The organism is Methylobacterium sp. Leaf93 (genome assembly GCF_001422345.1).
GTDB lineage: Bacteria > Pseudomonadota > Alphaproteobacteria > Rhizobiales > Beijerinckiaceae > Methylobacterium > Methylobacterium bullatum.
In genome coordinates this window covers 13,235-33,178 of the sequence record NZ_LMMS01000007.1, presented here as the reverse complement: position 1 = coordinate 33,178, position 19,944 = coordinate 13,235, and the positions used below count along the sequence as shown (strand labels likewise).

General features: G+C 66.8%; 16 protein-coding genes. 7 read left to right on the top strand and 9 right to left on the bottom strand.

Annotation, left to right across the window (positions count from 1 at the left end; genetic code table 11):
- Window positions 1-109: 109 nt before the first annotated feature.
- From odhB to gloB, 7 genes are all read right to left on the bottom strand, one after another.
- The gene (odhB, locus tag ASF26_RS07205; protein WP_056251486.1) at window positions 110-1,438 is read right to left on the bottom strand and encodes a 2-oxoglutarate dehydrogenase complex dihydrolipoyllysine-residue succinyltransferase; all 1,329 of its coding nucleotides are present in this window, start codon (window positions 1,436-1,438) and stop codon (window positions 110-112) included.
- Window positions 1,439-1,494: 56 nt separating this feature from the next.
- Window positions 1,495-4,482, bottom strand: coding sequence for a 2-oxoglutarate dehydrogenase E1 component (locus ASF26_RS07200; protein WP_056251483.1), 2,988 nt, complete (start codon window positions 4,480-4,482; stop codon window positions 1,495-1,497).
- 183 nt (window positions 4,483-4,665) lie between these two features.
- A complete protein-coding gene (gene sucD, locus ASF26_RS07195) occupies window positions 4,666-5,550 on the bottom strand; it encodes a succinate--CoA ligase subunit alpha (protein WP_056143170.1) in 885 nt (294 codons plus the stop codon).
- 8 nt (window positions 5,551-5,558) lie between these two features.
- On the bottom strand, window positions 5,559-6,755 hold the full coding sequence (gene sucC / locus ASF26_RS07190) for an ADP-forming succinate--CoA ligase subunit beta (protein ID WP_018045795.1): 1,197 nt from the start codon (window positions 6,753-6,755) through the stop codon (window positions 5,559-5,561).
- Between the two features lie 114 nt (window positions 6,756-6,869).
- Window positions 6,870-7,832 carry a malate dehydrogenase gene (gene mdh / locus ASF26_RS07185; protein WP_056251480.1) on the bottom strand — a complete coding sequence of 321 codons (963 nt, stop codon included), beginning with the start codon at window positions 7,830-7,832 and terminating at the stop codon, window positions 6,870-6,872.
- A 290-nt stretch (window positions 7,833-8,122) separates the two neighbouring features.
- Window positions 8,123-8,773 carry a TetR family transcriptional regulator gene (locus tag ASF26_RS07180; RefSeq protein ID WP_244475858.1) on the bottom strand — a complete coding sequence of 217 codons (651 nt, stop codon included), beginning with the start codon at window positions 8,771-8,773 and terminating at the stop codon, window positions 8,123-8,125.
- A 169-nt stretch (window positions 8,774-8,942) separates the two neighbouring features.
- Window positions 8,943-9,722 (bottom strand): hydroxyacylglutathione hydrolase, encoded by a 780-nt coding sequence (gene gloB, locus ASF26_RS07175; protein ID WP_056251477.1) that lies wholly within the window; start codon window positions 9,720-9,722, stop codon window positions 8,943-8,945.
- Between the two features lie 185 nt (window positions 9,723-9,907).
- Between gloB and ASF26_RS07170 the strand changes: the two genes are divergently transcribed.
- The 5 genes from ASF26_RS07170 (at window position 9,908) to ASF26_RS07150 (ending at window position 14,242) form a co-directional block, all read left to right on the top strand.
- Entirely contained in the window at window positions 9,908-10,642 is a 735-nt protein-coding gene (locus tag ASF26_RS07170; protein ID WP_018045799.1) for a class I SAM-dependent methyltransferase, read from the top strand.
- A gap of 32 nt (window positions 10,643-10,674) precedes the next feature.
- The gene (locus ASF26_RS07165; protein ID WP_056251473.1) at window positions 10,675-11,361 is read left to right on the top strand and encodes a MarC family protein; all 687 of its coding nucleotides are present in this window, start codon (window positions 10,675-10,677) and stop codon (window positions 11,359-11,361) included.
- Window positions 11,362-11,445: 84 nt separating this feature from the next.
- Window positions 11,446-12,243, top strand: a complete 798-nt coding sequence (gene dapB, locus ASF26_RS07160) for a 4-hydroxy-tetrahydrodipicolinate reductase (RefSeq protein WP_056251470.1) — start codon at window positions 11,446-11,448, stop codon at window positions 12,241-12,243.
- Between the two features lie 105 nt (window positions 12,244-12,348).
- Complete coding sequence (locus ASF26_RS07155; protein WP_056251465.1) at window positions 12,349-12,987, top strand: 2,3-bisphosphoglycerate-dependent phosphoglycerate mutase; 639 nt, start codon at window positions 12,349-12,351, stop codon at window positions 12,985-12,987.
- A 283-nt stretch (window positions 12,988-13,270) separates the two neighbouring features.
- Window positions 13,271-14,242 (top strand): hypothetical protein, encoded by a 972-nt coding sequence (locus ASF26_RS07150; protein ID WP_056251462.1) that lies wholly within the window; start codon window positions 13,271-13,273, stop codon window positions 14,240-14,242.
- A 63-nt stretch (window positions 14,243-14,305) separates the two neighbouring features.
- On the opposite strand, the gene grpE is transcribed toward ASF26_RS07150, so the two are convergent.
- Both grpE and ASF26_RS07140 read right to left on the bottom strand, forming a co-directional pair.
- Complete coding sequence (gene grpE / locus ASF26_RS07145) at window positions 14,306-14,899, bottom strand: nucleotide exchange factor GrpE (RefSeq protein ID WP_056251457.1); 594 nt, start codon at window positions 14,897-14,899, stop codon at window positions 14,306-14,308.
- 247 nt (window positions 14,900-15,146) lie between these two features.
- Window positions 15,147-17,936 (bottom strand): [protein-PII] uridylyltransferase, encoded by a 2,790-nt coding sequence (locus ASF26_RS07140; RefSeq protein ID WP_056251454.1) that lies wholly within the window; start codon window positions 17,934-17,936, stop codon window positions 15,147-15,149.
- Window positions 17,937-18,118: 182 nt separating this feature from the next.
- Here ASF26_RS07140 and ASF26_RS07135 point away from each other — a divergent pair, with 182 nt between their 5' ends.
- Window positions 18,119-19,093, top strand: a complete 975-nt coding sequence (locus ASF26_RS07135) for an aliphatic sulfonate ABC transporter substrate-binding protein (RefSeq protein WP_056251449.1) — start codon at window positions 18,119-18,121, stop codon at window positions 19,091-19,093.
- 93 nt (window positions 19,094-19,186) lie between these two features.
- Complete coding sequence (locus tag ASF26_RS07130; RefSeq protein ID WP_244475864.1) at window positions 19,187-19,927, top strand: ABC transporter permease; 741 nt, start codon at window positions 19,187-19,189, stop codon at window positions 19,925-19,927.
- The last annotated feature ends 17 nt before the right edge of the window (window positions 19,928-19,944 follow it).

Here is a 19,944-nt window from a genome sequence, read left to right as displayed (position 1 = left end):
GCCGTCAGGAGAAGCCCGACAGTCACCATGCCTAGAAATGGAGGTGTTTCATCACCGGCAGCGAAGGCGCGCTCACAGAGAAAAGCGAGCACCGCCACCCAGTGCATTCTTAGAGGTCCAGCACGAGGCGTGCCGGATCCTCCAGCGCCTCCTTGACGCGCACGAGGAAGGTCACCGCCTCCTTCCCGTCGACGATGCGGTGATCGTAGGAGAGCGCGAGATACATCATCGGCCGCGCCTCGATCTTGCCAGCGCGAACGACGGGACGCTCCTCGATGCGGTGCATGCCGAGGATGCCCGATTGCGGCGCGTTGAGGATCGGGGTCGACATCAGCGAACCGTAGATGCCGCCGTTGGTGATGGTGAAGGTTCCGCCCTGCATCTCCTCGATGGAGAGCTTGCCGTCCCGCGCCTTCTTGCCGAACCCGGCGATCGTCTTCTCGATGCCGGCGATGGAGAGGTCATCTGCGTTGCGCACCACCGGCACGACGAGGCCCTTATCGGTGCCGACCGCGATGCCGATGTGGTAGTAGTTCTTGTAGACGAGGTCGGTCCCGTCGATCTCGGCATTGACCGCCGGCACGTCCTTGAGGGCGCCGATCACCGCCTTGGTGAAGAAGCCCATGAAGCCGAGCTTGGTGCCGTGCTTCTTCTCGAAGATGTCCTTGTACTGCGAGCGGAGGGCCATGACGGCGGACATGTCGACGTCGTTGAACGTCGTCAGCATCGCCGCCGTGTCCTGGGCATCCTTCAGGCGGCGCGCAATGGTCTGGCGCAGCTTCGTCATCTTCACGCGCTCTTCGCGCGCGGCATCGTCGGGCTTCGAGGCGGGGCGCGGCGGAGAGGGAGCCTTCGCCTGGCGGGCCGGCTCCTGGGCAGGGGCCGGGGCTGACGGCGCCCGGGAGGTCGCCTCGATCATGTCGCCCTTGGTGACGCGGCCGTCCTTGCCGGTGCCATTCACCGTCGATGGGTCGATGCCGGATTCCCGCGCCATCTTGGCGACGGCCGGGCCGTTGTCTCCGACCGGGCGATCGGACGCCGGCGCCCCGGCGTCGCCGTGATTGCCGTAGGCCGCCGAAGATTCCTCCGCCGGTGCCTTCTCGGCACCGTCCGATTTCGGCGCCGCCGCCTCTTCCGTGCGGGTGTCGGCCTTGGTCTCCGTCTTCTTGGCAGCGGGAGCCTTCGCGCCACCGCCGGCACCGGCCTCGACGATGGACCCCAGCAGGGCGCCGGGCTCCACGGTCTCGCCGTCCTTCGCCAGGATCTCACCGAGTTCGCCGGCGGCGGGAGCGTTGACTTCGAGGGTGACCTTGTCGGTCTCCAGCTCCACCAGGGGCTCGTCCGCCGCCACCGCGTCGCCCGGCTTCTTGAACCAGCGGCCGATGGTGGCCTCGCTCACGGATTCGCCCAGCGTAGGAACGAGGATGTCGGTTGCCATGGTGCTCTGTCCGCCCGAATGGTTTGGTCGCGTCGGAGAAGGGGATACCGGGGTCGTCAGACCGCCAGCGCCTCGTTGAGAAAGGCCTGGAGCTGGGCCTGATGCTTGGAAAGAAGGCCGACCGCCGTGGAGGCCGAGGCGGGGCGGCCGACATAGCGCGCCCGCTTGACCTGCGACTGAGCCTGGCCGAGGACCCATTCGAGATACGGATCGACGAAGGACCAGGCGCCCATGTTCTTGGGCTCCTCCTGGCACCACACCACCTCGGCGTTGCGGAAGCGCGCCATCTCGTTGGCCAGCGCCTTGAGCGGGAACGGATAGAGCTGCTCAACGCGCATCAGGTAGACGTCATTGACGCCGCGCTTCTCGCGCTCGTCGTAGAGGTCGTAATAAACCTTGCCCGAGCAGAGCACGACGCGACGGATCTTGTCGTCCTTGACGAGCTTGATCGTGTCGTCTTCGTGCTCCGCATCGTCCCAGAGCACGCGGTGGAAGGTCGATCCCTCCGCCAGCATGTCGAGGTTCGACACCGCCCGCTTGTGCCGCAGGAGCGATTTCGGAGTCATCAGCACCAGCGGCTTGCGGAACTCGCGGTTCAGCTGACGGCGCAGGATGTGGAAGTAGTTCGAGGGAGTCGTGCAGTTGGCGACCTGCATGTTGTCCTCGGCACACATCTGCAGAAAGCGCTCGAGGCGGGCCGAGGAATGCTCCGGCCCCTGCCCCTCGTAGCCATGCGGCAGCAGCAGCGTCAGGCCGGACATGCGCAGCCACTTGCGCTCGCCGGACGAGATGAACTGGTCGATGACGACCTGCGCGCCGTTGGCGAAATCGCCGAACTGCGCCTCCCACAGAACCAAGGAATTGGGGTCGGCCAGCGAGTAACCGTATTCGAAGCCGAGCACGGCCTCCTCGGAGAGCATCGAGTTGATGACCTCGAGATTCGCCTGACCCTCGCGGATGGAGTTGAGCGAGGTGTAGCGCTGTTCGTTCTCCTGATCGATCACCACGGCATGGCGCTGCGAGAACGTTCCGCGCTCCACGTCCTGGCCCGAGAGCCGGACCCGATGCCCCTCGACGAGGAGCGAGCCGAAAGCCAGGGCCTCGGCCGTCGCCCAGTCGATTCCCTTGCCCGTCTCGACGGCCTTGGCGCGGTTGTCGAAGAAGCGCTGGATCGTGCGGTGGAGATGGAAGCCGGGCGGCGGCGTGGTGATACGCTGGGCGATCTCGCGCAGGGTCTCGGCCGGCACGCCGGTCTTACCGCGGCGCGGATCGTCCACGTCCTCGCGCACGGCCTTGAAGCCGGACCAGCGCCCGTCGAGCCAGTCGGCCTTGTTGGCCTTGTAGTTGCCGGCGACCTCCAGCTCCCCGTCGAGGATCGAGCGGAACTCGGCCTTGCGCGCGTCGAACTGCTCCTGCGTCAGCACGCCCTCGGCGATGAGCTTCTTGGCGTAGGTCTCCAGCGCCGTCGGGTGCTTGCGGATACGCTGGTACATCTTCGGCTGGGTGAAAGCCGGCTCGTCGCCCTCGTTATGGCCGAAGCGGCGGTAGCACAGCATGTCGATGACGACGGGCTTGCCGAACTTCTGGCGGTACTCGATGGCGATCTTGGCCGCGAAGGTCACGGCCTCCGGGTCGTCGCCGTTGCAGTGGAAGATCGGCGCTTCCACCATCTTGGCAACGTCGGACGGATAGGGCGACGAGCGCGAGAAACGCGGATCGGTGGTGAACCCGATCTGGTTGTTGATGATGAAGTGGATCGACCCGCCGGTGCGGTGTCCTTTCAGGCCCGAGAGGCCAAGGCATTCCGCGACCACGCCCTGGCCCGCGAAGGCCGCGTCGCCATGGATGAGCAGCGGCACGACGCTGGTGCGCTGGACATTCGGCTTTGCCCGCTGGTCCTGCTTGGCACGGACCTTACCCAGCACCACCGGATCGACGATCTCGAGATGGGACGGGTTGGCGGTCAGCGACAGGTGGACGTTGTTGTCGTCGAACGTGCGGTCCGACGAGGCACCGAGATGGTACTTCACGTCGCCCGAGCCCTCGACCTCGGCGGGAGAGGCCGAACCGCCCTTGAACTCGTTGAAGATCGCGCGGAACGGCTTCGACATGACGTTCGAGAGCACGTTGAGCCGGCCGCGATGGGCCATGCCGAGCACGATCTCCTTCGCGCCCAGCGCGCCGCCGCGCTTGATGATCTGCTCCAGCGCCGGAATCATCGATTCCGACCCGTCGAGGCCGAAGCGCTTGGTGCCGGTGTATTTGAGGTCAAGGAACTTCTCGAATCCCTCCGCCTCCACCAGCTTGTTCAGGATGGCGCGCCGGCCCTCGGGCGTGAAGGAGATCTCCTTGCCCTTGCCTTCGATACGCTCCTGAATCCACGCCTTCTCCTCCGGGTTGGAGATGTGCATGAACTCGACGCCCAGCGTCTGGCAGTAGGTGCGCTCCAGGATCTCGACGATCTCGCGGATGGTCGAATATTGGAGGCCGAGCACGTTATCGAGGAAGATCGGACGGTCCCAATCCTTCTCCTCGAAACCGTAATGCTGGGGGTGCAGCTCCTCGTGGTCGCCGCGCGGGGCGAGGCCGAGGGGATCGAGCTTGGCGTGGAGATGGCCGCGCATGCGGTAGGCGCGGATCAACATGATCGCGCGGACGGAATCCTTGGTCGCCTGCTCGACCGAGACGCCGCTGGCGGCGACGACGGCTGCGCCGTTGGCAGCCTTGGCGCCATCGATCTTCGCGGTGTCAGACTTCGCGCGGATCTTCTCGCCCACCGCCTTCTCGACGGTGGCCCAGTTGCCGTCCAGGGCCGAGACCATCTCGCCATTGGCATGGACCGGCCAGTTCGGCTTCTGCCATGAGGCACCGGCGGCGTTCTTCTCGGCAAGGCCGCTCTCGTCACCGAGGGACTTGAAGAAATCCTGCCACTGCGGATCGACCGAATGCGGATCGCGGGCATAGGCCGCCTGCAATTCCTCGAGATAGGCGGCGTTGCCGCCGGTGAGGAACGAGGTTTCGAGAAGCGCGTCCTGGCGAGCCATCGTCGATCATCCTACCGCTTAGCGGAGTGGCCACCCCTGCGGCGGCCCCCTGCTCCCCATGGCGCCGACGGGCGCTTCGATGGGGATGTTCGTGTCGGCCCGGCGATCAAGCCGCGCCGTTTCCTAGATAGATGCTGCGGAGCCATTTTGCACCGCAACACAAGTGACAGATTCCCGAGAACCTCACCCCTTGAGGACGTCGACCAGCGTGCTGCCGAGACGCGCCGGAGACGGCGATACCCGGATGCCGGCCGCTTCCATCGCGGCGATCTTGTCCTCGGCTCCGCCCTTGCCGCCCGAGATGATAGCGCCGGCATGGCCCATGCGGCGGCCCGGCGGGGCCGTGCGGCCGGCGATGAAGCCGACCATAGGTTTCTTACGGCCGCGCCTGGCTTCGTCGGCGATGAACTGCGCTGCCTCTTCCTCGGCGGAACCGCCGATCTCGCCGATCATGACAATCGATTCGGTCTTGTCATCGGCCAGGAACAGCTCGAGCATCGAGATGAACTCGGTGCCCTTCACCGGATCGCCGCCGATACCCACCGCCGTGGTCTGACCGAGACCGGCATTCGAGGTCTGGAACACGGCCTCGTAGGTCAGCGTGCCAGAGCGCGAGACGATGCCCACCGAGCCGCGCTTGAAGATGTTGGCCGGCATGATGCCGATCTTGCACTCGCCGGCGGTGACGACGCCGGGGCAGTTCGGCCCGATGAGGCGCGACTTCGAGCCCTCCAGCGACCGCTTCACCCGCACCATGTCGAGGACCGGAATCCCCTCCGTGATGCAGACGATGAGCGGGATTTCCGCCTGGATCGCCTCGCAGATGGCATCGGCGGCACCGGGCGGCGGTACGTAGACGACCGATGCGGTCGCACCGGTAGCCTCTCGGGCTTCGGCCACGGTGTCGAAAACGGGCAGGCCGAGATGGCTCGCGCCGCCCTTACCCGGTGAGGTACCGCCGACCATCTTGGTGCCGTAGGCGATGGCCTGCTCGGAGTGGAAGGTCCCGTTCTTGCCGGTGAAGCCCTGGCAGATGACCTTGGTGTTCGCGTCGATCAGGATGGACATGGGTACTCTCAGCCCTTCTTCACGGCGGCGACGATCTTCTGCGCGGCATCGTCGAGGTCGTCGGCGGGGATCACGTTGAGGCCGGAATTCCGGATGATCTCCTTGCCCTTCTCGACGTTGGTGCCCTCCAATCGCACCACCAGGGGTACTTCGAGGCCCACCGTCTTCACCGCGGCGATCACGCCGTTGGCGATCACGTCACACTTCATGATCCCGCCGAAGATGTTGACGAGGATGCCCTTCACCTGCGGATCGGCGGTGATGATCTTGAACGCCGCCGTTACCTTCTCCTCGCTCGCGCCGCCGCCGACATCGAGGAAGTTCGCCGGCTCCTCACCGTAGAGCTTGATGATGTCCAGCGTCGCCATGGCGAGGCCAGCGCCATTGACCATGCAGCCAATGGTGCCATCCAGCGCGATATAGGCGAGGTCGTATTTCGACGCCTCGATCTCCTTGGCGTCCTCCTCGGTCTCGTCGCGCAGCGCCACGATGTCCGGATGACGGTAAAGGGCGTTCGAATCGAACGAGATCTTGGCGTCCAGGCACTTGAGGTGGCCATCGCCGGTCAGGACCAGCGGGTTGATCTCCAGCATGCTCATGTCCTTGGCGGTGAACGCCGCGTAGAGCTTGGTGGTGAGGTCGCCGGCTTCCTTGGCCTGCGCGCCGGTGAGGCCGAGAGCCTTGGCGACGGCCCGGCCGTGATGCGGCATGATCCCGGTAGCGGGATCGACCGAGAAGGTGATGATCTTCTCGGGCGTGTCGTGCGCCACGGTCTCGATATCCATGCCGCCTTCCGTGGAGACGACGAAGGCGACCCGTCCGGTCTCTCGGTCGACGAGCATCGACAGGTAGAACTCGGCGGCGATCTGCGCGCCTTCCTCGATATAGAGGCGGTTGACCTGCTTGCCGGCTTCGCCAGTCTGGATCGTGACCAGCGTCTGCCCCAGCATTTCGCCGGCGAATTGCTTCACCTCGTCGATGGACTTAGTGACGCGCACGCCGCCCTTGGCGCCGGCGGGCGCGCCCTTGAACGTGCCCTTGCCACGTCCACCGGCATGGATCTGCGACTTCACCACCCAGACCGGACCGCCCAGCTCCTTGGCGGCTGCCTCGGCCTCTTCCGGCTTGAAGATCGGCACGCCCCGGGAGACGGGCAGGCCGAACTCCTTGAGCACCGCCTTCGCCTGATATTCATGGATGTTCATTAGGACATTTCCTCGCCTCGTCCCGCGGCAACGCGCGGGATTGGAAGACACGACACACCGGCCTCGTTCACGCCGACGGGAAACCCGCCGGCGCGCGACGCTTCTTGTGAGAGTTCAGGCCAGCGCCGGGTTCACGGTCTTGCAGGCTTCGATCAGGGTCTTCACGGCGCCCACCGACTTGTCGAACATGGCCTTTTCGTCGACGTTGAATTCCACTTCAAGGACGCGCTCGACACCGCCGGCACCGATCACGATCGGGACGCCGACATACATGCCGTCGATGCCGTATTCGCCGCTGAGATAGGCGGCGCAGGGCAGCACCCGGCGCTTGTCGCGCAGGTAGCTCTCGGCCATGGCGATGGCGGAGGCGGCCGGGGCGTAGAAGGCCGAGCCAGTCTTGAGCAGGTTCACGATCTCGCCGCCACCCTTGCGGGTGCGCTCGACCATGGCGTCGAGCTTCTCCTGGGTGGTCCAGCCGAGCTTGACGAGATCCGGCAGCGGCACGCCGGCCACGGTGGAGTAGCGAACCAGCGGCACCATGTCGTCGCCGTGGCCGCCAAGCACGAAGGCGGTGACGTCCTCCACCGAGACCTTGAACTCGTCGGCCAAGAAGTGGCGGAACCGCGCCGAATCGAGCACGCCGGCCATGCCAACGACCTTGTTGGTGGGCAAGCCGGAGAACTTCTGCAGTGCCCAGACCATGGCGTCGAGCGGGTTGGTGATGCAGATCACGAACGCGTCCGGAGCGTGCTCCTTGATCCCGGTACCGACGGCTTCCATCACCTTGAGGTTAATGCCGATGAGGTCGTCGCGGCTCATGCCGGGCTTGCGCGGCACGCCGGCTGTGACGATCACCACATCGGCCCCGGCGATGGCCGAATAATCGCTGGCGCCCGTATAAGTGGCATCGAACCCGTCGACCGGAGCGGATTCCGCGATGTCGAGGGATTTGCCCTGAGGAACGCCGTCGACGATGTCGAACAGGACGACGTCGCCGAGTTCCTTCAGGCCCGCCAGATGCGCGAGGGTTCCGCCGATCTGACCGGCGCCGATGAGCGCGATCTTGCTGCGTGCCATGGAAAACGAACCTCCAGTATCGGTGCCGATCCGCGATGCTCCGTCCGAACGGACGGGCTCATTGTCGAGGTCGCGATCGCACGTTGATTTCGCCGCGACGGTGTGGCGGAAAAGTCCCCATGCTTCAACCCGACGTGGTCGGCGCCAAGCAGAGTTCGGGCCAGAGGCGCATCGGGCCGAAAGAAGGCAGCTGTGATAAAATCCTGTCGTTCGAAGGATTTAGGCGACCGAAGCTATTGCCGGTTCGACGGCAAAGCTTCAGTGACAGGTTGTGACAATTGTCACTTTGCCTAAAGTGCGCCCATCCGCAGCACTTTCTGGATGGCCTGGATCACGGCGCCGAAGCGTGCCTGGATCAGGTCGACGGGCAGGTCGGAATCGTGCTGCATCGCCAGCGGATGGGTGAACCGGTAGCTCGCATCGAAGATGTAGGCGATCGCCCGTTCGCGGTCCCTGGCGACAAAGGCGCCCGCCGCGATTCCCTCCTCCACAACCCGTTCGACAAGGCTGCGCAGACGCACCCGATGACGCCGGGCGATGGGCCGTGCCGCAACGGTCGCGTCGAGATGGACCGCGAACAGGTGAGGCTCCCGCGCCAGCACCTCGCGCTGGGCGCTCGCCAGGGCCATCAGCAGGCGTTCGATCTTGTCGTCGGCTGGATCGGGCGCATCGGCGATGCGGGCGAGTTCCGCCTCCACATCCCGGAGCCAGCGCCCTGCGACGGCGTCGAGCAGGGCGTCCTTGGAAGGAAAATATCGGTAGACGTTGGCATGGGTCATGCCCGCTTCGGCGGCCACGGCCACGACCGTCACCCGTTTGTGCCCGAGGCGCGCCAGATGTTCCGTCGCAATCGCGAGGAGGCGCGCATCCACCGAGAGCGGTGCGGGGCTGGTCCGGCCGATTCGAGCCTTGGACCTGTCGGGCGGACGAAGACCCATCATGGGTGAAGCATCATCGCTGCCGGCCGAATCATAGCCGACCACAAAGGACGTACCTGCCGTCTCCATCGATACTCCAGCCGGCGCTGATAAGGAGGGCGGGCCGTATCCGGAGTCGGCGTCGTCCCCGCTTGTCTCGCTGAGTCCGAGACAGCCAGAGGGCCATAGCCGGTCAGAAGCTGTTCTTCCAGGCCCTTAATGCAGTGAACACTACCTCCGATGGTGAATTAGGAGCGAGATTCACTGCTTTAGCCAAATCGGGCTCCGTGGAACGGAGGAATGGATTGGTCGCACGCTCGTGCTTCATGGTCGTCGGGATCAAGAAACGGCCCGCGGCCTTGGCCTCCTCCGCCTGAGCCACGCGATCCTTCAACGGCTGGTTGTCGGGATCGGCGGCCAGGGCAAAACGGGCGTTGGCGAGTACGTAATCGTGGCCGCTGAAGACCTGGGTGTCGTCGGGCAGGGGAAGAAACCGTTGCAGCGACTGCCACAGCGATTCGGGCGTGCCCTCCACCACCCGTCCGCAGCCCAGGGTGAACAGGGTATCGCCGGCGCAGACAATCCCCGCCTGCGCGAACCAGTAGGTGACGTGGTCGAGGCAATGGCCCGGCGTCTCCCAGACCTCGGCTTCGAGATCACCCACCCGGACGAGATCCCCCTCGGCGACGGAGACGTCCACCTCCGGCACATCCGGGCCGGCCTTGCGTGGAGCGGTCACCCTCGCGCCCGTGCGCCGCTTCACCTCCGGGATCCCCTCCACATGGTCGAGATGCCGGTGGGTCACGAGGATGTCCGTGAGCGTCCAGCCCGTCTCGTCGAGGGCCTTCAGCACGGGAGTTGCCTCGGGCACGTCGATGGCGGCGCAGGCGCCCGTCGCGGGGTCGCGGATCAGAACGCCGATATTGTCGCTGCGGCAGAGGAAGGTGCGGATCTCGGGGCGGGAGACGGTCACGAGGCGTTCCTGTCTATGGCACGGGTCGCTCGAGGCAGAACCGGACGCGGCGGCAAGGAGTTCCGCCCTCCGCGGCGTGCCGGCTTGTGGGCGAGCGGTCTCGTCCCCATTGATCCGATTCCGACCCTGCGTCAAAGAACCCTGCAACCTCGACAACGTCCGGCCGCGCCGGAGCAAGCCGCCCCATGCGCCTCGACGTGACCGATCTGCGCGCCTTCTATGCCAGCCCGCTGGGCGGTGTGACCCATCGCATCGTCGGGCGGGCGATCCATGGGTTCCTCGGCTCGGTCTCCGGCCTGAGGGTTCTCGGCCTCGGCTATGCGACGCCCTATCTCGGGCCGGTCCACGTGATCGCCGAGCGCACCCTCGCCTTCATGCCGGCGACCCAGGGCGTCGTGAACTGGCCCGGCGGCGGGCGATCCTGCTCGGCCCTCGCCGACCCAACCATGATGCCCCTGCCGGAAGCGGCGGTGGACAGGGTCATCCTGGTCCACGCCCTCGAATCGGTGGAGAGCCCCACCGAATTGCTGCAGGACGTCTGGCGGGTGCTGACGCCCGGCGGGCGGATGATCCTCGTCGTGCCCAATCGGCGCGGGGTCTGGGCCCGTCGCGATACGACGCCGTTCGGCCACGGCCAGCCCTATAGCCGCTCCCAGCTCGGACGGCTGATGCGGACCACCCAGTTCTCGCCGGAAGGATGGGCCGAGGCCCTCTACATGCCCCCGGTGAACAGCCGGCTCTGGCTGCGGACGGCCGGCGCCTGGGAGAAGGTCGGCACCGGCCTCTCCCTCCCCTTCGCGGGCCTCCATGTCATCGACGCCACGAAGCAACTCTACCGTCCGGTGGCGGTCCGTCAGGTGCAACGGGCCGCCCGCTTCGCTCCGGCGAGGGTCCTCGTTCCCACCCCTTCTCCGGGTTGAACCCGAACACCCGCTCCAAGGCATTCGCTTCCATGTTCAGCCTCATCGATCCGGAGGCGGCGCTCCACAGCTTCGTCTTCGCCTTCTCCAGCCTGTTCTCGATCGTCAATCCGGTGGGCTCGGCGCTGATCTTCTCGCAGATCACCGCCCAGAATTCGCATCCGGAGCGAGTGGAGATCGCCAAGCGCATCGGCTTCTACTCCGCCTTGATCATGCTCGCGGCTCTATGGGCGGGGGCGCCGATCCTGAACTTCTTCGGGGTGTCCCTGGGTGCGCTGCGGATCGCCGGCGGCCTCGTGGTCGCGGCCTCCGCCTGGACGCTGCTCAGCGCACCCGAGGTCCGCGAGGCCCGGAAACATGCCGAGGCGACCCATGACACGAGCGACAGCGTCGCCGACGTGGCGTTCTTCCCCTTGACCCTTCCCTTCACCACCGGCCCCGGCACCATTGCGGTGGCGATCGCCTTGGGGTCGAACCGGCCCGCTCCCGGCCCCGACCGCATCGGCTTCTATCTCGGCATGTCGCTGGCGGCCCTCGCCATCGCGATCCTGGTGAGATTCACCTACGGCTCGGCCGACCGGGTGGTGACGGCCATCGGTCCGGTGGGAGCGCGGGTCCTCGGCCGGCTCTTCGCCTTCCTGCTGTTGTGCATCGGCACTCAGATCACCGTGAACGGCGTCGGCGACGTGCTCGGACCGATCCTCGCCACGAGACACTGAGCTTTCACCCCTCATTCCCCGCGCCTTGGCATCGGGGGGCCGAGGCTGTACCGCAGGCTCGACGTTTCGAGGAAGGGCGACAGGATGCGGCTCGCAGTGGTCGGCGCCGAGGGGCGCATGGGGCGGATGCTGATCCGGGCGGTGGCGGAGGCCGAGGGATGCACCCTGAGCGGCGCCGTCGAGCGCGAGGGCTCGCCGGCCCTCGGCCAGGATGCGGGGGCGCTGGCCGGCCTGCCGCCTCTCGGTGTCACCGTCACCGACGATCCGCTCACGGTCTTTGCCGCCACCGACGGCGTCCTTGACTTCACCGCCCCGGCCGCCACGACGTTCTTTGCCGAACTCGCCGCCCAGGCCCGCATCGTCCATATCGTCGGCACCACCGGCCTCGCCGAAACGGACATCGCCAAACTCATTGCGGCGGCGCACCATGCCCGCATCGTGCGTTCGGGCAACATGTCGCTGGGCGTGAACCTGCTCGCCGGGCTGGTGCGCAAGGTCGCCGCCGCGCTGGATGAGGATTTCGATATCGAGATCGTCGAGATGCATCACCGCATGAAGGTGGACGCGCCCTCTGGCACGGCGCTCCTCCTCGGAGAGGCGGTCGCGGAGGGGCGCGGCGTCAGCCTTGCCGAGACCCGCGTCTCCACCCGGGACGGCCATACCGGCGCGCGGCGTCCCGGCGATATCGGCTTTGCCACCTTGCGTGGCGGCACGGTGGTGGGCGACCACAGCGTGACCTTCGCCGGACCCGGCGAGCGCATCACCATCAGCCACCATGCCGAGGACCGCGCCATCTTCGCCCGTGGCGCCGTGCGGGCGGCGTTGTGGGCTTATGACAAACCTCCGGGCCTCTATGGCATGGCCGACGTCCTCGGGCTCTGATACGAGCGCCCGGTCATTGACTGTTCAGGTCGGCCGGTACACCAGCCCCGCAGGCGCAGATTCTGTTGCGTCGCACCATTCACCGAGACATAGGATGGACGTCTGATGGAGCGCCTGCTCGTCCTCGCTCGCCACGGCCAGAGCGAATGGAACCTCAAGAAGCTTTTCACCGGCTGGCGCGATCCGCAACTCACCGAGCTCGGCATCACCGAGGCCAGGACCGCCGGCCGCTGGCTGAAGCAGCAGGGCTATGCGTTCGATGTCGCCTTCACCTCCAACTTGCAGCGGGCGCAGCATACCTGCGCGCTGATCCTGGAGGAGATGGGCCAGGGCGGCATCGAGACGGTCCGGTCCGAGGCGCTCAACGAGCGCGATTACGGCGACCTGTCGGGCCTCAACAAGGACGATGCCCGTGAGCGCTGGGGCGACGCCCAGGTCCACCAGTGGCGCCGGTCCTACGACATCCCTCCCCCCGGCGGAGAGAGCCTGAAAGACACCGCGGCACGCGTGCTGCCCTATTACATCCAGACCATTCTGCCGCGCGTCATGTCCGGCGAGCGCGTCCTGGTGGCCGCCCACGGCAATTCGCTGCGTGCGCTCGTGATGGTGCTCGACGGCATGACCACGAAAACCATCGCCAGCCTCGAGATCGCCACCGGTATCCCCCTCGTCTATCAGCTCAAATCCGACACCACGGTGGAGAGCAAGGCCGTGCTCGAGCGGGACATCGACCACGACGCCTGAATGCAACGCACGGCGAAGGTCGCGTCGGGCATCGGTGCATGGTTCCGGAACGCCTCTGTGTCCTCCCTCCCCAATCCGGGAGACACGCGGCCAGCGGCGTGGAGCCACGGCCCCGCCGCGGGGCGACCGGAACGCTTGACAGCGGCAAGGCGTGGGCCGACCCATCGTCGGCGAGCCTTCCTCACGAAGGCCGCGCGAGCCCTTCGCCTTGAACGGAGACGTCTCGCGTTCGAACACATGGCCGGAGCCGCGAGAGGCGGCTCCGTCGCGGAGAACCGATCCGATGCGTCTGCGTAATCTCGTCCGTCCGGTCGTGGCACTGGCCCTGATCGCCGGGCTCTCGTCAGGCGCCGTCTCCGTGGCCTGGGCCGCCGATGCGATCTTCCCGCCGAGCTCGCGCTTCGGCTTCACGCCGGCCTCGGACATGGCGCTGTCCAAGCGGTTCTCGGGATTCGAGCGGCTGGAAGGCGGCGCGACGCTCTCCATCGTCGAGCTGCCGCCGACGGCCTTCGTCGACCTGGAGAAGAGCTTCACCGACGAGAACCTGCGCACGCAGGGGTTCGTCGTCGCGACGCGCGAGGCCATCAAGGTCGCGGGCGACGTGGACGCGGTACTCTTCACCGGAGAGCAGCCGGCTCCGGAGGGCACGGCCACCCCGGCCATCAAGAAATGGCTCCTGCTCGTCGGCGACACCACGGTCACGGGCATCATCATCGCCCAGACCGTGCCGGATGCCGAGACGCCGGAGACCATGCGGAACATGCTGACCAGCGTGAAGATCCGGCCGGAACTGACCCTGGACGAGCAGGTCGCGGCCCTGCCGTTCCGCATCCGCGAGTCGGCCGGGTTCCGGCCCGTCCGGGTGCTCGCGGGCAATTCGGTCCTGATGACGCAAGGCCCGAAAGACCAGATGCTGAATCTCGAACAGCCCATCCTGGTCCTGGCCCAGGCCGTCCAGCAGCCGCCCCAGCCGGAGCAGCGCGATGCCTTCGCCCGTGCCGCGCTCTATTCAAACCAGACGATGAAGGATTTCGCGGTCGAGCGTTCGCAGACCTACCGTCAGAACGGGGTCGACTGGCATGAGATCGTCGCCCGCGCGGTCGACGGCCCTTCGAACACGCCGGTGGTTGTGTCCCAGACCATCCGCTTCGCGCCGGACGGCTACCTCCGCGCGCTCGGCGTGGTGCGGGCCGACCAGCGCAGTGCCATGCTGTCGAAGTTCCGGGAGGTCATCGACAGCGTCGAGGTGAAGTAGCGGCCTCGTCGCCTCGTCGCGGACGCATCGTCCGAGACGAGGCCATTCGTTCGGGCGGATGCCTCAGGCGGCATCCGCCGGATTGGCCGCCTTGGGGCCGCCCTTGGCAACGCCCACCAGGGCGGGGCGCAGAACCCGGTCGCCGATGACGTAGCCGGACTGCATCACCTGCACCACCGTGCCGTTCGGGACCTCGGCATTGGGGACTTCGAACATCGCCTGATGCCGGTTGGGATCGAAGCGCTGGCCCTGAGGCTCGATGAGCTTCACCCCGTGCCGCTCCAGGGTCTTGGCGAGATCGCGCTCGGTGAGCTCGATTCCGTCGATCAGCGCCTTGAGCGGACCCTCGGCGGTGGAGGCGGCCTCCGCCGGCACGCTCTCCAGCGCACGACGGATGTTGTCGGCCGCGTTCAGCATGTCGCGCGCGAAATTCGTCACCGCATAGGTCCGCGCATCGGCAACCTCGCGCTCGGTGCGCCGGCGCAGGTTCTCCATTTCGGCCAAGGTGCGCAGGACGCGATCCTTCAGCTCGTCGCGCTCGGTGATCAGGCTCGCCAAGGCGACGGCGTTGTCCTCCGCGCGCGCCTCGGGCTTCACGTCGGTCTCCGTCGCCGTCTCGGCGCGCTGCCCGTCATGCTCCATGTCGTTCGCCATCATCGCTCTTCGTCGATCGCAAGGTTGCTCGCCCCGCGCCAGTCGCCGGTCTCGTTCGCCGGAGACCGTCGGCACGCGGTCGATCGGAATGGGGTCGGGCCACGGCGCCGAGAACCCGCTCGACGGGGCTCGGCAGCATGCTCCGGGATCGCTGCTGATATCAGACGCGCGCGGGATGAAATCAAGCCGAGCGCCGTCCCGCCCCTCTTCTCCGCCTCAGCCCCCCGCGAGATTCAGGCCTGCAGGGGGCTCAGGCTTCCCGCGGAGGCGGGGACTCCACCAGTGCTTCCAGCCCCTCCGCCCTCAAAGCGGCAACGTCGCTGGCGAAGATCTCCATCACCGCGTTGCGGATCGCGGCCTGCCGGTCGGGCTGGGTGACACGGGTCCCAGTGAGATCGGTGACGTAGAAGACGTCCACCGCCCGCTCGCCGAAGGTCGCCACATGGGCCGACGTGATGTTGAGGCTGAGGCGCCCGAGGGCGGTGGTCAACTCGTAGAGCAAGCCCGGCCGGTCGAGGCCGGTGATCTCCACCACGGTCTCCCGGCTCGACAGGGCGTTGTCGATCGCCATGTCCGGGGGGATCAGGAACGTATTGGAGCGGTTGCTCGGCGGGTGCCGGTCCGCCACGAGATCGGCGATGCGGATCTCGCCCCTCAGCGCCCGCTCGATCGCCGTGGTGATGCGCTTGGCGCGGCGCAGTTCGTCGTCGTCCCGCTCGAAGGCGCGTGAGATGAAGATCGAGTCGAGGGCGAAGCCGTCCGTAGTGGTGAAGATTTGCGCATCGACGATGTTTCCGCCAAGCGCCGCACAGGCCCCCGTGACGATGGCGAGAAGGCGTGGGTGATCGGGCGAGTAGATCGTGATCTCGGTCACGCCCCGGGTCGGATCGGTCTCGTAGACGGTGGCTACGGTGCGCCCGTCCTCCATGACACCGCGCACGAACCCCGCATTCTTGAACTGCCGGACGGCGTCGACCTTCAGCCAGTAAGCCTGGTTGTGCCGGGCGGAATAGGCGTCGAAGAAGGCCGGATCCCAATCCGCCAGTTGTTCGCGCAAGCCCATCTGGATGAGGCGGACCCGGTCGGTCCGGGCGATCTCGGAATGACCGCCCGACAGGAGCACCTCGGTTTCGTCGTAGAGTGTGCGCAGCAGCGTGCCCTTCCAGGCCGTCCACACGCCCGGCCCCACCGCCTTGATGTCCGCGACGGTGAGGATCATCAGGAGCTTCAGCCGCTCCATGGTCTGCACCACGGAGGCGAATTTCTGGATCGTCTTCGGGTCGGAGAGATCGCGGCTCTGGGCCGTCATCGACATCAGCAGGTGGTGTTCCACCAGCCAGGCCACGATCTCGGTCTCGGCCTGGGTGAGGCCGAAGCGCGGGCCGATCTTCTCGGCGATGGCCGCGCCGGCGATGGAATGGTCTTCCGGGCGCCCCTTGGCGATGTCGTGCAGGAGCACCGCGACGTAGAGGGCGCGCCGGTGGCTGATGGTGTCGATGAGCCGCGTGGCGATGGGGTGGTCCTCGGAGACCGTGCCGGAATCGATGGCCGCCAGCACGCCGATCGAGCGCAGCAGGTGCTCGTCCACCGTATAGTGGTGGTACATGTTGAACTGCATCAGCGCGACGATGCGGCCGAAATCGGGGATGAACCGGCCCAGCACGCCGACCTCGTTCATCAGCCGCAGGATCGTCTCCGGTGAGTTCTTCGACGTCAGCACGTCGAGGAAGAGCCCATTGGCTTCCGTGTCCGAGCGCAGGGAATGCCCGATGAGCCGGAGCGAACGGGTGGCGGCCCGCGTCGCATCCGGATGGATCGGCAGGTTGTGGCGGTCGGCGAGCCAGAACAGGCGGATCAGGTTCACGGGATCCCGCGAGAACGCATCCGCCGTGCGCAAGTTGATCCGGCCGTGATCGTCGATGAAATCCTCCGCCTCGATGGCGGTGGCGCGGAAGCGATCGCGGAAGCGGCCGATCCAGCGGTCGAGGACCGGGGTGCGCTTGGCGTGCCGCGCCTCGAGGGCGGCGCAGACGATGGCAGTGAGATCGCCCACTTCCTTGGCGATCAGGAAATACGCCTTCATGAAGCGCTCGACGCCGGACAGGCCGCCGCGAGGCTCGTAGCCGAACCGCTCGGCGATCCTCGGCTGCAAGCCGAAGGACAGGCGCTCCTCGGACCGGCCGGTGACGAAATGCATGTGGCAGCGGACGCGCCAGAGCAGCTCCTCGCAGCGCTCGAACACCCGGTACTCTTCCGGCGTGAACAGGCCGGCGGGGACGAGTTCGCTCTGGTCGCGGACGCGGTAGGTGTATTTCGCGATCCAGAACAGGGTGTTGAGGTCGCGCAGGCCGCCCTTCCCGTCCTTGACGTTGGGCTCGACGAGGTAGCGCGAGGCGCCCGCCTTCGTGACGCGGGTGTCGCGCTCGCGCAGCTTGGCCTCGACGAATTCCGGCGCCGTCCACATGACGAGTTCGGTGTCGAACCGGGTCACCAGCTCCTCGTACAGAGCCCTCGCGCCAAAGAGGTAGCGCGCCTCGAGAAGGGAGGTGCGGATCGTCATGTCGGCCCGCCCCTCGCGCAGGCACTCCTCTACGGAGCGCGTGGCGTGGCCGACCTTCAGTTTGAGGTCCCACAGAACGTAAAGCATCGCCTCGACGACGCTCTCGGACCAGGCGGTCTGCTTGTAGGGCAGCAGGAACAGGAGATCGATGTCCGACCCCGGCGCCATCGTCCCGCGACCATAGCCGCCGGTGGCCACCACGGCGAGTTGCTCGCCGGTGGAGGGATTGTCGTTGGGGTAGAGCCGCCACACGACCGCATCGTGGATCGTGCGGATCACCGCATCGGTGAGATTGCTGATCCGCTGGGCGCAGGCGGTGCCGTCGCGCTCCTCCATCAACCGGGCTTCGGCGTCGGCATGGCCGAGTTCGATGATGCGCCGAAGCTCCGGAACGAGAAGCGCGCGCAGCTGCGTCGCCTCGCGCACGTCGCGGTCGAGAGTGGTGAGGACCGTTTTGAGGGCGGCGCCAGCATCGAACATGCGCAAACCCGTTATCATGTTCCCGGATGGACACCAGAGACATCGCTAGGCAGAGGCGTAGATGTGATAGGCAATCCGTAGAATATCGTTCTCTCTGCCGGAAATATCGTTTGACGAAACGAACGGTCCTGGCTACCCCGGATGCCCCGCGTCACTGCCGGGACCCTGGAGACGATTGACCGATGACTCTGTCCCGTCGCGCCATCCTGAGTGCCATCTGCGGCGCCGCGTCGCTTCTGCTGATGCCGCGCCCCGGTGAGGCGGCGGAGGTCAAGGAGATCCGCCTCGATTGGGCGACCTACAACCCGGTGAGCCTGATCCTCAAGGAGAAGGGCTTCCTGGAGGGAGCGCTGAAGGAGAAGGGCATCACGGTGCGCTGGACCCAGTCCCTGGGCTCTAACAAGGCGCTGGAATTCCTCAATGGCGGCGCCATCGATTTCGGGTCCTCGGCCGGGGCCGCGGCTCTGCTCGCCCGGATCAACGGCAACCCGATCAAGGCAGTCTACGTCTTCTCGCGGCCGGAATGGACGGCGCTGGTCACCCGCAAGGACAGCGGCATCGCCAAGCCCGCCGACCTCAAGGGCAAGCGCATCGCGGTGACCCGCGGCACCGACCCGCACATCTTCCTGATCCGTGCGCTCCAGGGCGTCGGGCTGACCGAGAAAGACGCCAAGCTCGTCCTGCTCCAGCATGCCGACGGGCGCACCGCCCTCGACCGGGGCGACGTCGATGCCTGGGCCGGCCTCGACCCGATGATGGCGGCCTCCGAGATCGAGAACGACGACGTGCTGTTCTACCGGGACGCCGCCGCCAACACCTGGGGTGTCCTAGACGTGCGCGAGGATTTCGCCAAGGCCAACCCGGACCTCGTCCGCACCGTGATCGCCGCCTACGAGACCGCCCGGACCTATGCGATCAAGAATCCCGACGCCCTGAAGAGCGCGCTCGTGGCCGTGACGAAGCTGCCCGAACCGGTGATCGCCCGGCAGATCGAGCGCACCGACCTGACCCAGCCCGCCATCGGCAAGGCCCAGGCCGAATCGATCGCCGCCGCCGGCATCGCCCTGCAGCAGGCCGGGGTGATCCCCGCCGGTACCGACGTGAAGGCGGCGGTGGATGGGCTGATCGATCCGCAATTCGCGCCTGCCGCCCGCTGATCCGTGGCCGAACCCGAAGCGGACGATGCCAAGGCGGCGCCGAAACCTCGGCGAGAGACGGTATGGGACCAGGGCGGCCACGTTGCCCTCGGACTGATCCTGCCCCTCGCCCTGGTGATCGGCTGGGAATCCGCCGTCCATACCGGCCTCGCCCAGGGGCGGCTGATGCCCCCGCCGAGCCGGATCGCGGTGACCCTCTACGACCTCGCCGCCTCCGGCGACCTGTGGATGCACGTTCAGGCGACGCTGGTGCGCGTCGCCCTCGGCTTCGCCTTCGGCGCGGTGGCAGGCATCGCGGCGGGCGCCCTCACCGGGGCGCTTCCCACCGCCCGACATATCCTCGATCCGACGCTTCAGGCGTTGCGGGCCGTGCCGTCGCTCGCCTGGGTTCCGCTGTTCATCCTCTGGCTCGGCATCCTCGAGACGCCGAAGGTGGCGCTGATCGCGGTGGGGGTGTTCTTTCCGGTCTATATCGGGGTGGCGGGGGCCATCGCCTCGGTGGACCGGAAGCTGATCGAGGTCGGCCGGATCTTCCGGCTCTCGACCCTGGAGCTCGCCCGGCGCATCCTGCTCCCCGCCGTGCTTCCGGCGACCCTCACTGCGCTCCGCACCGGCCTCGGCCTCGGCTTCCTGTTCGTGGTCGCCGCCGAGCTGATGGGCGCCTCGGAGGGGCTCGGCTACCTCCTCATCGACGGGCAGCAATTCAGCAAGGCCGACCAGATCCTCGCCGCGATCATCGCCTTTGCCATCCTTGGCAAGCTCGCCGATACCGTTCTCGTCGCCGCGACCCGGCCTCTCACGCGCTGGCAGGACACGGCACGGGAGACGTTGTAGGTCCCCTCACCGGTTCG

Excerpts from the sequence above, each read along its gene's own strand:
- odhB (WP_056251486.1), bottom strand. The coding sequence starts at position 1,438 with ATGGCAACCGACATCCTCGTTCCTACGCTGGGCGAATCCGTGAGCGAG.
- ASF26_RS07200 (WP_056251483.1), bottom strand. The coding sequence starts at position 4,482 with ATGGCTCGCCAGGACGCGCTTCTCGAAACCTCGTTCCTCACCGGCGGC.
- sucD (WP_056143170.1), bottom strand. The coding sequence starts at position 5,550 with ATGTCCATCCTGATCGACGCGAACACCAAGGTCATCTGCCAGGGCTTC.
- sucC (WP_018045795.1), bottom strand. The coding sequence starts at position 6,755 with ATGAACATCCATGAATATCAGGCGAAGGCGGTGCTCAAGGAGTTCGGC.
- mdh (WP_056251480.1), bottom strand. The coding sequence starts at position 7,832 with ATGGCACGCAGCAAGATCGCGCTCATCGGCGCCGGTCAGATCGGCGGA.
- ASF26_RS07180 (WP_244475858.1), bottom strand. The coding sequence starts at position 8,773 with ATGATGGGTCTTCGTCCGCCCGACAGGTCCAAGGCTCGAATCGGCCGG.
- ASF26_RS07170 (WP_018045799.1), top strand. The coding sequence starts at position 9,908 with ATGCGCCTCGACGTGACCGATCTGCGCGCCTTCTATGCCAGCCCGCTG.
- ASF26_RS07165 (WP_056251473.1), top strand. The coding sequence starts at position 10,675 with ATGTTCAGCCTCATCGATCCGGAGGCGGCGCTCCACAGCTTCGTCTTC.
- dapB (WP_056251470.1), top strand. The coding sequence starts at position 11,446 with ATGCGGCTCGCAGTGGTCGGCGCCGAGGGGCGCATGGGGCGGATGCTG.
- ASF26_RS07155 (WP_056251465.1), top strand. The coding sequence starts at position 12,349 with ATGGAGCGCCTGCTCGTCCTCGCTCGCCACGGCCAGAGCGAATGGAAC.
- ASF26_RS07150 (WP_056251462.1), top strand. The coding sequence starts at position 13,271 with ATGCGTCTGCGTAATCTCGTCCGTCCGGTCGTGGCACTGGCCCTGATC.
- grpE (WP_056251457.1), bottom strand. The coding sequence starts at position 14,899 with ATGATGGCGAACGACATGGAGCATGACGGGCAGCGCGCCGAGACGGCG.
- ASF26_RS07140 (WP_056251454.1), bottom strand. The coding sequence starts at position 17,936 with ATGTTCGATGCTGGCGCCGCCCTCAAAACGGTCCTCACCACTCTCGAC.
- ASF26_RS07135 (WP_056251449.1), top strand. The coding sequence starts at position 18,119 with ATGACTCTGTCCCGTCGCGCCATCCTGAGTGCCATCTGCGGCGCCGCG.